The organism is Adhaeribacter rhizoryzae, from assembly GCF_008629685.1.
GTDB lineage: Bacteria > Bacteroidota > Bacteroidia > Cytophagales > Hymenobacteraceae > Adhaeribacter > Adhaeribacter rhizoryzae.
The window spans coordinates 25,465-40,110 of sequence record NZ_VWSF01000017.1 but is presented as its reverse complement, the minus strand read 5'-3'; the positions used below and the strand labels follow the sequence as shown (position 1 = coordinate 40,110).

The 14,646-nt window shown below is 44.3% G+C and carries 9 protein-coding genes; 7 read left to right on the top strand and 2 right to left on the bottom strand.

Annotation, left to right across the window (positions count from 1 at the left end; all coding sequences use genetic code 11):
• The first annotated feature begins 20 nt into the window (after nucleotides 1-20).
• The 6 genes from F0145_RS18550 to F0145_RS18525 all read left to right on the top strand — a co-directional run bounded on the left by F0145_RS18550 (nucleotide 21) and on the right by F0145_RS18525 (nucleotide 11,677).
• Nucleotides 21-2,678 (top strand): DUF7133 domain-containing protein, encoded by a 2,658-nt coding sequence (locus F0145_RS18550; protein WP_150090717.1) that lies wholly within the window; start codon nucleotides 21-23, stop codon nucleotides 2,676-2,678.
• Nucleotides 2,679-3,362: 684 nt separating this feature from the next.
• Nucleotides 3,363-4,922, top strand: coding sequence for an ArnT family glycosyltransferase (locus F0145_RS18545; RefSeq protein ID WP_223816152.1), 1,560 nt, complete (start codon nucleotides 3,363-3,365; stop codon nucleotides 4,920-4,922).
• Nucleotides 4,923-4,940: 18 nt separating this feature from the next.
• Nucleotides 4,941-5,894, top strand: a complete 954-nt coding sequence (locus tag F0145_RS18540) for a glycosyltransferase (RefSeq protein ID WP_150090713.1) — start codon at nucleotides 4,941-4,943, stop codon at nucleotides 5,892-5,894.
• Nucleotides 5,895-5,974: 80 nt separating this feature from the next.
• Nucleotides 5,975-7,174, top strand: a complete 1,200-nt coding sequence (locus F0145_RS18535) for a dipeptidase (RefSeq protein ID WP_150090710.1) — start codon at nucleotides 5,975-5,977, stop codon at nucleotides 7,172-7,174.
• 244 nt (nucleotides 7,175-7,418) lie between these two features.
• Complete coding sequence (locus tag F0145_RS18530) at nucleotides 7,419-9,281, top strand: ABC transporter ATP-binding protein (protein ID WP_150090708.1); 1,863 nt, start codon at nucleotides 7,419-7,421, stop codon at nucleotides 9,279-9,281.
• Nucleotides 9,282-9,724: 443 nt separating this feature from the next.
• Nucleotides 9,725-11,677: a peptidylprolyl isomerase gene (locus F0145_RS18525; protein WP_150090706.1), complete on the top strand. Its 1,953-nt coding sequence runs from the start codon at nucleotides 9,725-9,727 to the stop codon at nucleotides 11,675-11,677.
• 60 nt (nucleotides 11,678-11,737) lie between these two features.
• On the opposite strand, the gene F0145_RS18520 is transcribed toward F0145_RS18525, so the two are convergent.
• Nucleotides 11,738-12,535 carry a mechanosensitive ion channel family protein gene (locus F0145_RS18520; RefSeq protein WP_150090704.1) on the bottom strand — a complete coding sequence of 266 codons (798 nt, stop codon included), beginning with the start codon at nucleotides 12,533-12,535 and terminating at the stop codon, nucleotides 11,738-11,740.
• A gap of 77 nt (nucleotides 12,536-12,612) precedes the next feature.
• On the bottom strand, nucleotides 12,613-13,308 hold the full coding sequence (locus tag F0145_RS18515) for a peptidoglycan DD-metalloendopeptidase family protein (RefSeq protein ID WP_150090702.1): 696 nt from the start codon (nucleotides 13,306-13,308) through the stop codon (nucleotides 12,613-12,615).
• 125 nt (nucleotides 13,309-13,433) lie between these two features.
• Here F0145_RS18515 and F0145_RS18510 point away from each other — a divergent pair, with 125 nt between their 5' ends.
• A complete protein-coding gene (locus F0145_RS18510) occupies nucleotides 13,434-14,645 on the top strand; it encodes a ferredoxin--NADP reductase (RefSeq protein ID WP_150090700.1) in 1,212 nt (403 codons plus the stop codon).
• Nucleotide 14,646 lies beyond the last annotated feature (1 nt).

Sequence of the window (14,646 nt, the reverse complement as noted above, 5' to 3'; positions counted from 1 at the left end):
TTTTTAATATATAATACATAATGTTAAAGATTTCTTTGAGTTTGTTTTACGTTTTTTTCATTCTGTTTGGCTTAGGCAAAAAAACCGAACTGACGGAAGCAGCTAACCCGAAAGCGCCAGTCAAAAACGCAAAAATTATTGCTCCGGCTTTAACTGCCGATGGTTCCACTGAATTAGATATTACCAATTTTGCTGGTCCGGACCTGACGCCAAGCCCTGCCTGTTTGGCCGTGGCCCCTACCGGCGAAGTTTATGTGGGGGTTGACATGATGGGCTCTTTAGGTAAAAAACCCGGCAAAGGCAGCATTGTAAAACTGATTGATAAAAATAACGATGGAAAAGTAGATGCGCATACTACTTTTGCCCAGGTAGATAACCCGCGGGGTATTATTTCGCTCGGCGACCAGCTATTTGTATTACACACTACCTTCTCTAAAGAAACCGGCATTGCATCGGGCATGGATTTGGTAGTTTTTGAAGATAAAAACCAGGACGGCGTAGCCGATGGCCCTTCTAAACCGCTTATTCAAAATATCAGCTCGCCTAAATTTCTGCAAAGCCGCGGTACCGACCATGCTACCAATGGCATCCGGATGGGAATTGACGGCTGGATTTACATTGCCGTTGGCGACTTTGGTTTTCATGATGCGGTAGATCGTAGCGGTAAAAAAATGACCATGCTGGGCGGCGGCATTGTACGCGTTCGGCCCGATGGCACCGAAATGGAAGTTTATACCCATGGCATGCGTAATATTTACGATGTGGCCATAGACCCTTACATGAATATTTTTACCCGGGGCAATACCAATGACGGTGGCGGCTGGAACATTCGTTTTAGCCACCAGGTGCAATCCGGCGAATACGGCTACCCGGTATTATTTAAAAACTTTACCGACGAAATTATTCCGGCCCTGATAGATTTGGGTGGTGGTTCCGGCACCGGCTCACTTTTTATGGATGAGCCTACCTGGCCCGAAAAATACAACAAAGTGCCTATGATGGCCGACTGGGGCCGTAGCCAGCTATATATTCACCGGGTAACGCCTACGGGCGCCGGCTTCACCCAAAAAGAAGAAGAATTTATTAAATTGCCCCAGATTACCGATTTAGACGTGGATGGTTCCGGCCGGATGTATATGGCTGCCTGGGATGGTGCGGGCTACTCTGGTAACCCCGGCAAAGGCTTTGTAGTGCGGGCCGTGCCTAAAAACTGGCAGTATAAAGCTTTCCCTAACCTGAAAAAAGCTTCTGATAAAGAATTAATTTCTTTGTTAAAATCGCCAAGCGCCGTAGCTCGTTTACACGCGCAGCAGGAATTTATTTCCCGCTCCTCTAAAAAAGCTGCGAAAGCCGCCTGGCAAATTGCCGCTGATAAAAAGCAACCGTTAGAAGTTCGGGTAGCGGGCATATTTACCTACGCCCAGGCTGCCGGCGAAAGTGGTGTTAAAAACCTAACCAAACTTACCGCCGAAGCAGATGTGCGGGAATTTGCTTTACGTGCCCTCACCGACCGCAAAACCAACCTGAAGAATGTACCCACCGAGCCCTTTATGCTGGGCTTGAAAGATGCCTCCCCCAGAGTACAGGTAGCCGCCATAGTTGGTTTAGGCCGCTTGGGTCGCCCGGAAGTAGCCCCGGCTTTACTGCAAACAACTGTACCCGCCAACCATAAAGCTCCGGCAAAAGGTACCGAAGGTCCGCACGCAACGCCCAATGCGGCTATTATTCCGGCGCACGTTGCCGTACGGGCCTTAGTAGACCTGAATGCTGTAGATGCCAGCGTTAAAGCCATTGGCACCGAAAATTCTAAATTAGCCTTGTGGGCTTTGCGCTACATGCACGACACCAAAGCAGTAGATGGTTTAATTGCCGCGTACCAGCAAGCCCAGGACGAAAACCTGAAAAAAGAAATTCTGACTACGTTATCGCGGTTGTACCAGAAAGAAGCGCCTTACGATGGTTCGTGGTGGTGGAGTACCCGGCCCGATACCCGCGGCCCTTACTACAAACCTATTGCCTGGGAAGCTTCGCCGAAAATTCAAAAATTACTGAAAGACGAATGGCAGAAAGCTGATGCCAGTGGTAAAGAGTTTTTTGCCGAACTGAATGGCCGTAATCGCATGGGCATAGTTGAATTTGGCGGCGAAGAAACCGTGGCTACCACCGAAGAAGTAAAAGTGGATCTGGAAAAAATCCGGAATCAGAAAGGCCAGATTGGAAAATCTTCGATTGAAGACGTAATGCTGGCGATGGCTAAAATAAAAGGCGATCCAATAAAAGGCAAAGCCCTTTTTGCCCAGCAAGGCTGTATTGCCTGCCATAGCTTAAGCCGCAGCGAAACCCAGAAAGGTCCGTTTATGGGCCAGATTGGCTCTATCATGAACCGCGAACAAATTGCCGAATCTATCCTGAAACCCAATGCTTCTATTTCGCAGGGCTTTGCCTCGGTACTGGTAAACACCAAAAAGGGCCAGAGCATTATGGGGTTTGTGTCGGAAGAAACCGCCGATAAAATTGTAATGCGGAATATTGCCGGTCAGGTATTTACAGTAAAAACCAACGAAATTGCTTCCCGCAAAGAATTGGAAACATCTATGATGCCGGCCGGTTTGGCAAACTCCTTGTCTTACGAAGAATTTGCCTCTTTAATCACATTCCTGTCGCAGCAGAAAAAATAAGAATATTATAGAAATACCTTTTTCTAAGTGCAATAAAAAAACCTGGTTTATAAAGCTATAAACCAGGTTTTTTTATTTTATATAACTCCAATAAATATTCCCGTTGGTTTTCCTAACCATTATTGCACGCCCAACCTTTTCAAAAGCAACTCCCCTTACTTAGATAATTTCGTTTTTTAGTATACAAGTATTTATACTTATTTAAATAATACTAATTACTGATAAACAGATATTTGCTGGTTAAGCTGTTTTAATCGCGCAACTTATCCTGATAGAATGCGTCCTGATTCTTGGTAAAAGCACTTAAAATCCAAATTACTTTCTTTTCCATTTTGAATTTAATCAAGTCATTAGTATTTGTAATTCGGCTTTGTATTATTAGGAACTAGTATTGCCTTTATTTTATAAAACAGTAGTTGCGCAAACAATAAAAAAATTTTAACGAATTATATATATAAATAATAAAATATTCTATATTTACAATGTAATCACCCACTGGCCTTCAGGTATTTGTAGTTCTAGTTACCTAAATAGTAACGAATAAATTATTCGGAGTAAGCCAGGTATTACAGCGTTTATAACAATTTCAGTTCTATTTCTATGAGTAATAATAGCCGAGCCCTTTTTTCTGAATCACCACTAATAAATTTTAGTTTACTTTTTACTTTCTGCTGCTTTTTGTTCATGCTGGTCATGCGCATTTTGCTAATATTTAGCCCGGCCGCCGATTTGGGTGGCGGCGTAGAACAGAATGTTATTTACAGCATCCAAATGTTTCTGGATAATCAGCCTTTATATACCAATCCGCATTATTTACCTTTTTCTATTACCCAATATACACCGCTCTATTATTATGTATGCGGCTTAACGGCCAAAATATTGGGGTTGGACCCACTGCAGCATATTCGGGAATTATATATTATTGGGCGGTCGTGGAGCATTGTTTTCAATTTATTTTCGGCCGCGGCTATTTATTTTATCAGCCGCCGAATATTTAGTATTACCCAACCGGTAGCCTATATTCTTAGTTTTGCTTCGTTTGTGCTTGTATTACTCTGGGATATTGCGGCCCGGCCCGATTCGCTGCACGATGCTTTTGCCTTATGGTCGGTTTACCTGGTTATGCTTTATCTTAATACCAGCGAGGGGGCAAAACAAAACGCAAAGTTGTTAATTGGCGCAGCATTGCTCGCGGTAGCGGCCATTTATACCAAACAAAGCGGTATACAACTGCCGGTGCTTTTTATTAGTTTCTTTCTTTTTATTAAAGATTGGCGTTCGGCCTTTCTTACCGCTGTAGTTATGGGGTTGGCCTTTGCAGCTTTATTGGTGGTTTTTACCGGCCTTTACCACGAAGCCTTTTTAATGAATGTAATTGGCGGTGTAGATAACGGCATTAGTTTACCTTATTTTAAAAAGTTTGTAATGGGTAAATTTTTGTATAAATCCGAATTATTGCCGCTGGCTTTACTGGTAGTTTATATCAGTTTGGGCAAAATGGTGGTTTTTAAGGGCCGCTTGCCTTTGCGTTTTCTTTGCTGCTGCTGCGTGGGCATGTTTGTTTTTGCTACCGGTACGGCTCTTAAACAAGGTTCCAGCATTCACTACTACTTTTTATTTCTGAATTTAGCCCTAGTACTGCTATTTTATTATTTTGTAAACCAAGCCATTTCAGTTCATGCGCAGGCCAGTTCTACAAAAAAAGGCGCTTTCGCCAGCTTTGCCACTTATGGCTATGTAGTGTATTTTCTTGCCTTACTGGCCCTGAATATGCTGGTACAATTCCGTAATGTAGCCGATTTCCGATACGGCAATGCTGCGCAAATTCGGCAAGAAAGAGATTTAGCTGCCGCCCAGGTGGCTACTTTCTTAAAAAATAACCTTTCGAATAATTCAGATGAATACGTGTTTGCTAATTTACCCATTCAGGAAACAACAGCAAACCGCAGCTTAATTGATAATGTGCTTTTCCGGAACTGCGTTATTCCGCAATTAGATATTTTTGAATCGTCTACCCGCCCGTCTAAAGTGCTGGGTTACGATAACATAGAAAAATGCCTGCGCAACGGTACCATTAAATTTATTGTGGAGCCCAACACACCTTATCATTTTTCTATTCTGCAAAACTTTAAAGAATTAAAAAAACATAATTACCGGCTGGATAAAGTTATAGGTCCTTACCGCATTTTTAAATACGATCACCACTCGCTTCAGCCAACTCAGATTACGGGAGCCGCCATATAAATTTATTTTATTGTACCAATGGAAAATAATATAGCCATTATAACGCCCTGCTTTAACGAAAACGTTACGGTAATTGCTTTCTTAAAAGAATTAACCCAAATAATTAAAAACCTGCCATTTCAGTTTACGGTAATAGTTGTTGATGATGCCTCTACCGATAATACCTTAAAATTACTCCGGGCTTTTCGCCCCGAAGCCGCAAATATTGATTTGCAAATATTAACGCTTAAATACAATTCCGGTCACCAGGGCGCTATTTACCAGGGTTTGTTGTTTGCCCGTAACCTCGACTGCAGCAAATTTATTATTATGGATTCGGACGGCGAAGACGACCCGGCGGCCATAAAAGAATTGGTGCAAATTGATGACTTTAGAGTGGTAAATGTGGTGCGGGGCAAACGCCAGGAAAGCCTGTCGTTCCGGCTTTCTTATGTTATTTATAAAGTTATTTTTAAAGCCATAACGGGCCGCACCATGAACTTTGGCAATTATTGCATGATCGATAACAGCATTTTACAAAGTGCTTCTTATACCTCGTTTGTGCATCTGGCGGCTTATTTATCGAAACAACGGGTAGAAACCAAAAAGCTGGTATACAACCGGCGTAAGCGGCTCGATGGTTCGTCTAAAATGAACCTGACCAGTTTGGTACACCATGCTTTTAAATCTTTTGTAGAATATGCCGAAGATTTTCTGATGTTGTTTTTAAAACTTTTTATGGTAATTGCTATTGCCATTGGCGGTTTATTAGGGGTGGTACTGTATAAAAAATTTATTTCGCACCAGGCTGTATTAGGTTGGGCCAGTACCTTATCGGTTAATTTATTTAATACCGCGCTTATTTGTCTCGGCTTTTTTATTATTGGTATTTTACTTTTAAATATTGCGGCCAAAAACAAAGCTTCTAATGCCGAAATCTACATAAATATTTCGGAGCATAATCCGGCTTATCTCGAATCTGTGGGCCGGTAAATAGCCGGAAAATCTTTACTTTCAACCTAATTTGGCATGAGCAGCTGTTAGCTTAATTAAACCTGCCCGATATTTAGCCTATGCTGGGTAAAGAAAATCTATATCTGAAATATTGGTTAATTGCTTTACTCGGGCTATTGCGTTTACCAGTACAGGCCCAGGCTTACCAAAAAATTCACCAGGAGGCTTTGGTAATAGATTTGCACAACGATGTGCTGATTGCCGTGATGCGTGGTGCCATTATCAGCCAAAACCTTAGTCAGAAAACCCACTCCGATTTAAGCAGATTTAGCCAGGGCGGCGTAGATGCCCAGTTTTTTTCAATTTGGTGTAGTCAGCAATACGGTGCGGGTAAAGCTTTCCGGTATGCCAACCGCCAGATAGATTCGCTGGAAAAGATTATTAACCGGCATCCAGATAAAATAATGCTGGTGCGCACGCCCGCCCAATTAAACCAGGCTTTAAAACTTAATAAATTGGCGGCCCTGATGGGGGTAGAAGGCGGCCACATGCTGGAAAATAACCTGGCTAACCTAAATAAGTTTTATGCGCGCGGCGTTCGTTACCTTACCTTAACCTGGAATAATTCTACTACTTGGGCCAGCTCGGCCAAAGACGAAAGCCGGCGTAATTTTCCGGCTCAACGCAAAGGCTTAACGCTGTTTGGCCAGCAAGTTATCCGGCAAATGAACCAGTTAGGCATGTTAGTAGATTTAAGCCATGTGGGCGAAAAAACGTTTTGGGACGCGCTTAATACCACCACTAAACCCGTAATTATTTCGCACAGCAATGTTTACCGGCTGGCCCCCCATTTCCGGAATTTAAAAGATGCCCAAATAAAAGCCATTGCCCAAAACGGCGGCATTATTGGCTTAAATTTTAATGCTGAATTCATCGACCCCGCCTATTTGGCCCGCGAGAAAAGTTTTTTTAACAAACACCAAACCGAGGTGGCAGCGCTCCGGAAATTAAAGAAAAGTAAAGCTTATATCCTGAAAACCCTTGCCCGAAAATACCCGCAGGAAGCAATATTAATGCGCCCTCCTCTTTCTAAATTGCTCGACCACCTGGATTATATTGTTAAGTTGGTAGGCGTTGATTACGTAGGGCTGGGCTCCGATTTTGATGGCATTACTGCTACGCCCCGCGAACTAAACAGTGTTGCCGATTTTCCGCAGGTAACCAAAGCATTATTGGCCCGCGGCTATTCCCAAGCAGCTATTAACAAAATACTAGGTGGTAATTTTATGCGGGTTTGGTTGGCAAACACCACAGAATAAATCTCAATAACAGTAGTACTACCACAACTAAGAAGGCATTGCTAAAATATCCTGCAATTATTAATCAACAATTATTTAACATAATAATTAAAATATTAACCCCAATATTCTTCGTTACAGATTTGCTTCATAACTTTACCGTTACTTGCTGAATAGTTGATTTATTAGTTCCACCTCAATCCTAAGCTAAATAATAACGTTTAACTCTTTTAATTGCCTATTATTCTCTAAACAAACACCAAGCATGTCTTTCTGGACACGATTACTTACCCTTACCAAACCTAAATCTGCCGCCGGCAAACCACATCTATCGGTAAAAGAACGGTTTACCGCTTTAAAAAATATTCCGGCTTTTCTGAAATTAATCTGGGAAACCCACCGGGGTATGGCTTTGGGCAGCATATTAGTGCGGGTAGTGCGGGCGGCTATTCCGCTGGCCATGTTACAGGTAGCCCGCCTAATAATTGACGAAGTTATTTTCCTGACGCAGCATACCGGCCAGTACAGCCATTCGCATTTATTTAATTTGGTGCTGATTGAGTTTGCCTTAGCAATATTCTCGGATGTGCTGAACCGGGGCGCGGCTTTACTCGATAGTTTGCTCGGTGATTTACTTTCCAACAGCACCTCGGTAAAATTAATGGAACACGCCGCTTCCCTGGACCTGGACCAATTTGAAGATGCAAATTTTTACGATAAACTCGAAAGGGCCCGCCGCCAAACCCTAAGCCGCACGGTTTTAATGTCGCAGGTGCTGGGGCAAATGCAGGATGCCATTACCATGGCTTTCCTGGCGGTGGGTTTACTTACTTTCAACCCGTGGCTGATTGTGCTATTGGTAATTGCGGTTATTCCGGCCTTTTTAGGCGAATCGCATTTTAACGAGCGGAGCTACTCTTTGGTACACGGCTGGACACCCGAACGCCGCGAACTGGATTATTTACGCCTGACCGGGGCCAGCGACGAAACCGCCAAAGAAATTAAAATATTCGGTTTATCAGGTTTTCTCATCGACCGCTTTCGCGAACTTTCGGACCAATTTTACAACGATAACCGCAAACTGGCCATCCGGCGGGCGAGTTGGGGTAGTTTGTTTGCCGCGCTGGGCAGCGCCGGTTATTACGGCGCTTACCTGTTTATTATTATTCGTACCGTAAACGGGCATATTTCTATCGGAGACCTTACTTTTTATGCTGGCTCTTTTGCGCGCATGCGCGGCTTACTCGAAAGTATTCTCAACCGTTTTTCTAGTATTGCCGAAGGTGCCCTGTACCTACAGGATTTCTTTGATTTTTTTGCCATTCAACCCAATATTTTACCTAAACCCAATGCCCGAGCTTTCCCTAATCCCATTCAGGAAGGTTTTCGGTTCAATAACGTAGGCTTTAAATATGGCAACTCCGATAAATGGGCCATTCGCAACCTGAACTTTACCTTACAAGCCGGCGAAAAACTGGCGTTGGTTGGGGAGAACGGCGCTGGCAAAACCACTTTGGTTAAATTATTGGCCCGGCTTTACGACCCTACCGAAGGCCGCATTTTGCTCGATGGCTACGATTTAAAAGAATATAACCCGGTAGATTTGCGCAAAAATATTGGGGTAATATTTCAGGACTTTGTAAAATTCCAGATGACGGCTTCGCATAATATTGCCGTAGGCCGCATCGAAGAAAAAGATAACCAACCGCGCATTCAAACTTCGGCGGCACAGAGTTTAGCTGATACCGTAATCAGTAAATTGCCCGAAGGCTATAACCAGATGATTGGCCGCCGCTTTGCTAAAGGTGTTGATTTATCGGGCGGCGAATGGCAGAAAATAGCCTTGGGCCGCGCTTACATGCGCGATGCCCAGTTATTAATTCTGGACGAACCCACGGCGGCGCTGGACGCCCGCGCCGAGCACGAAGTTTTCCAACGTTTCGCCGAACTAACCCACGGCAAAACCGCCGTATTAATTTCGCACCGCTTTTCAACCGTTAGAATGGCCGATAGGATTCTGGTAATTGAACGGGGGCAACTGCTGGAAATTGGTTCGCATCAGGAATTATTAAGCCTTAATGGCCGCTACGCCGAGTTGTTTAACCTGCAAGCCAAGGGTTACCAATAATTTGCAAGGGCTTTTAACTAAATAATGTCCCGCAATATTTCTTTAAAAACAATTTTAATCAATTACTCTAAGCAACCCACTCGTGTCATTCAGGAGGAACCTATTTAGCAGGTAGCCAAATAGTTTCCTCCTGAATGACAGAATTGGGATCTAAAGCCTCATATTTTTTAAATAGTGCGCGACTTCAGTTAACCAATTAAATATATTACCGGGTGTAAAATATACCCTACATAAACAATTTACCTTATTACAACCTTAGTCTAAAGTGTACCGGCATTGTTCAGAAACTATCCCGGCAATATTTAGCTCCTATTCACCCAAAGTTTATACAAGCGAAATTTTATAGCTGCATTATTACAATATTCGTTTAATTAATTTAAAGCCTTGCTTATTGGTTTTGTTTTGGCACATTGGAATAGCGTATATTTCGTAAAACAAACAAGATGAAAATTAAGCTTTACCTGATTCTGCTCCTATTTATAATGGCTTGCCAGCGGCCGGTACAAATTGGTCGGGTAAAGCAGGAAAAGCAGTCGCTGCCGGTAAATAAATTTTCGGATGCGACCCTCCGGAAAATTTATACCTTACAAGATGAACGGAAAGCCGACGAAATAATATCTTTTCTAAAACACGAATTGCCGGTATACCGGCAGCATGCCGCACTGGCCTTAGCCTCCGTGCAGGCAAAAGAAACCATACCGGCTTTAATGCCCCTGCTGGCCGATAAAGAACCAGCTGTTCGTCGGGCGGCGGCTTATGCTCTGGGCCAGATTGGCGATGTTGCCGCCGAAGATGGTTTAATAAAATATTCTACTTTGGAAAAAACCGCCTATGTGCACGCCGAAATAACCGAAGCCTTAGGCAAATGCGCTACCCAGAAAGGTTTAAATTATTTAACCAGTTTTACCCCCACCAACGATACCGAAAAAGCTGGTCAGATTTGGGGATTGTACCGGACCAATGCTAAAAATTTAAACTACGATGCAGTAGCCCGCAAAGCCATTAGTTACCTGGCAATAAGTAATATTCAGTTGGTTAGGTTAGGAGCTGCGCATTTCCTGGCCCGCACGCCCAAACTAAACTTAAATTCGCGAAGTAAATATTTAATTCAGGCCGTTACTACGGAGCCCAGCCCCGAAGTGCGCATGGCACTTGCTACCGCGCTAGGCAAAGTAAAACCGGCCGATGCTACAACAATATTATTGCAATTAATTCAAAAAGATCCGGATTACCGGGTACGCCTTAATGCTATTCGGGCTTTAAACAACGCTAATTTTTCGGAAGTTAAAGAAATTGTTTACACTGCCTTAGGGGATAAAAACGCGCATACGGCCTTAACCGCAGCCGAATATTTAGCTACCAAAGCGCCACCGCAGGAAGCCGCTATAATATTAAAGCAAGCAGATAAACAAACCCATTGGCGAGTACGGGCCGCTTTGCTGGCTGCTGCCCTTAAAGAACATCCGGAGAAAGAATTAGTGCTGAGAAAGATTAAACAGCGCTACGCCCAAAGCAATAATATTTATGAAAAAGGCGCTTTATTGAGCGCGTTAGCGGCAGATGTAAATGCCTATAATTTTATTCAGCAGGAAACATTTAGCGGCGCTTCTACTGTGCTGGCAACTTACGGTATTCAGGCCCTGGCCGATATGCGCCAGCAAAAAGCATTTCCGGAAAACTTAAAAGCGCCGTTCGCAGCTATATTCCAAAAAGCCATTGAATCGGGCGATGTGGCGTTAATTGGCATTACGGCCGGGGTTTTACAAGCCCCAACTTTAAATATGAAAGAAGCTTACCCCGATTGGAGCTTTCTGAAAATAGCCCAGGATAAACTGGTACTGCCCCGCGACATGGAAACCTACCAGGAACTAACCAAAACTATCCGGTTCTTCGAAGGTTTACCGCCCGCCACACCACCTAAAAATCCGTTTACCCACCCCATTGATTGGGACTTCGCCAAAAAAATACACCCGGCGCAAAACGTAATTTTAACTACAGCCAAAGGCACCATTACCCTGCAATTATTTACCGAAGAAGCTCCCGGCACGGTAACTAATTTTGTACAACTGGCCCAGGCAGGTTTTTTTAACGGCAAAAATTTTCATAGGGTAGTGCCTAACTTTGTGGCGCAGGCCGGCGACCCGCGTGGCGACGGCTGGGGCAGCACCGATTATGCGATTCGGTCGGAGTTGGCCAATTTGCGGTACGGCGAAGGATTTGTGGGCATGGCCTCGGCCGGCAAAGACACCGAAAGCTGCCAATGGTTTATAACGCACTCCCCTACGCCGCACCTCGATGGCCGTTATACTATTTTTGCCCGGGTGATTTCGGGCATGCCCGTGGTGCACCTCTTAGAAATCGGTGATAAAATCGAAGCGGTTACTATTCCGGAATAAGCTTTTACTTAGAACCAAACCGCTAAAGCAGGTAAATATTTTAAGCATTTAAACCGATTACTATATTGCTTTCCGGACACCTTGTAAGGTAATATTTTCGCGGTCGAAGGCGGCGCGGCTGCGGTCGTGTAAATCGTTGGTAAGGCCACCAATATTTTCGCGGGTAGCCCAGGCCCTGATAATAATTGCAATGCCCAAGTCCGTATTTTCGGTTACAACCTGCGGCGCCGGTTCCGGCAATATACGGTGGTCGGTTTTTATGATATCCTGAACTAAGTTTTTGGCGAGCTCTATATCATTACCGTGTTGCACCAACAAGCGAATTTCGGTGCGGCGGTTGGGTTCTACATCGTAATTGGTAATGGTACTATTAGCCAGCGGGCCGTTGGGAATATAAATGGTTTTGTTGTCGTTGGTTTTAATAACGGTATTCAAAATATTAATAATAGAAACCCGGCCGCCCACGCCCTGCGCTTCTATGTAATCGCCGACCCGGAATGGTTTAACCGCCAGAATAAGTACCCCGCCCGCAAAATTAGACAGGCTGCCCTGCAAGGCCAAACCTACGGCTAACCCCGCCGAAGCCAAAACCGCAAAGATTGATGTCATCTCTACTCCTAACTGACCGATTACCGCAATTATGAGCAAAACCCGGAGCGTAACACTTAAAATATTGCTCATGAAGGGCCGCAACGTCGGGTCAACGTGGTACGATGTCATGATGTTGTTGACAATTCTTATCAGTCTTTTAATAACCCACAAGCCTATCAGGAAAATAATAAGGGCTGCCAACAGGCGGGTACCGTAGGTAATCAGGTAAGTGGTTATGAGTTGCGGGTAGCGGCTTAAATCAAACATGGGAAACAGCTTCGGGTAAAATAAATATTTTAGGCTTTGGTTTTGGTAAACAGAATAGCGGCGTTCGGATAAAAAAATTAATCTAAATACTTACACTGCAGCATAAGGTTGGGATTGGGGCAGATTTGCCGGAATTGCGCCAGTTGGCTCGGAGCGCATACCCCCGGAAAATCGCCGGCTAAGCTCAGCATATCCGTCATTACCTGGAAATGCAAATGCGGCGGCCAATCGCCGTTCTCGGGAAAAGGACCAACTTGGGAAAAAATATTGCCTTTATTTACTCTTTGCCCTACTGCTAAATTCAGCAACGACAAGCGGGTTAAGTGGCCGTACAAGGTGTAAAAAATTTGGTTTTCCAGTTCGTGTTCCAGAATAATACAGGGGCCGTAATCGCCAAAATTACTGTTATCGCGGAAGCTGTGTACCCGACCATTGAGCGGCGCCAGCACTGGGGTAAAAGCCGGCAGCCAAACATCTACTCCCAGGTGAATGGTACGCTTTTCGGAAGCGGTAGTAAAATGTTCGCTACGCCGGTAAATCACCCTATCTTCTAAATAGCCGCCTACGCCAATTGCAGCATTTTTTGCCCGCAACAACGCCTGAACCATTGCCTCAAAATCAGCAGTATCTTCTAAAGACGCATCTTGCCAAAAAGGATTTTCTGCCGAAAAGTCGAGGCGGCATACCGCTGGCCCATTTAAATCCAGAGGTAAAACCGGACCAATTTCTGCCGAATATTTTCGTAAAATATCGGGTAAAACTTCTGCTGCCATAAATAAGTTAATATTGCCCGTAAAAGTAAGAATGTTCCGAAAACCTCGCCTAGAAAAATTAAGTCGTAACTTTGCCCGTATATATATGTTTAAGGAATATTCGTTTTTAAGCCGAAAGAATATTAATGAGTAGTGCTTACCACCAGTTAAAAGTAGTTCAGGTTATCCGCGAAACCCCGGATGCCGTTACCATTTATTTTGAACACCCGGAAAGAAAAGTTATTCCAAGTAAAGCCGGTCAGTTTTTGACCTTAATACTGCCGTTTAAAGGCAAAAAAGAAAGACGTTCTTACTCTTTAAGCAGTGCCCCGCACGAAGCTCCGCGCCTGGCAGTAACAGTAAAGCGGGTTGATAATGGCTTGGTTTCTAATTATTTAGTAGATAAATGTACCGAAGGCACCCTGATAGAAGTGATGGAGCCTTTAGGCAATTTTAATATTGTACCCGACCCAACGCTAGCGCGCAATCTGGTACTGATTGGCGCCGGCAGCGGCATTACACCCCTTATTTCTATTGCCAAAGCGGTGCTGCACGACGAACCTAAAAGCCACGTAACACTCATTTACGGCAACCGCCACGAAGGCACCATTATTTTCCGGGAAAAGCTGACGCAAATGGGGGCAGAATACCCGGGGCGGCTAGTGGTGGAACATGTGCTGAGCCAACCAAAATATTCTCCGGATAGCGCCGCTATTGCAAGCTCACCCGCTCAGCCAGCTAAACTTTCTTTCAAAGACCGACTGAAATCATTATTCGGGCAACCGGCAACTGCGCCGGAACAAAACCGGAATATTTCGCCGCTGGAAAATCTAAAATATACCGGCCGCTTAAACCGGAAAATGCTGCTGGATATTCTGCGGTACCACAACCTGACCGATTACCTGGACACGGAATTTTACCTTTGCGGCCCCGAAGGTTTAATGGACGAAGCCCGCGAAGCTTTAAAAATATTAAAAGTAGGTCCGGAACGAATTCACAAAGAAAATTTTGTAATTACCCATACCGATCCGCTTCCGGATTCCGGCAAGGTGAGCACAGCAGCCGATACAACAACAACTTCTGACTGCCCGGTGGTAACCTTAATTTACGAAGGAACTGAGTATAAAGTACCCGTGCCGAAAGACCAAACTATTCTGGAAGCTGGTTTGGCTCAGGACATTGATTTGCCTTATTCGTGCCAGGCCGGTTTGTGTACCGCTTGCCGGGGCAAATGCTTATCGGGCAAAGTACACCTGGATGAGCGCGAAGGGCTCTCGGATGCTGAAATGGAAGAAGGTTACGTTTTAAACTGCGTAGGCCACCCCTTAACCGATGATGTGGTAATTGAAATTGGTTAGT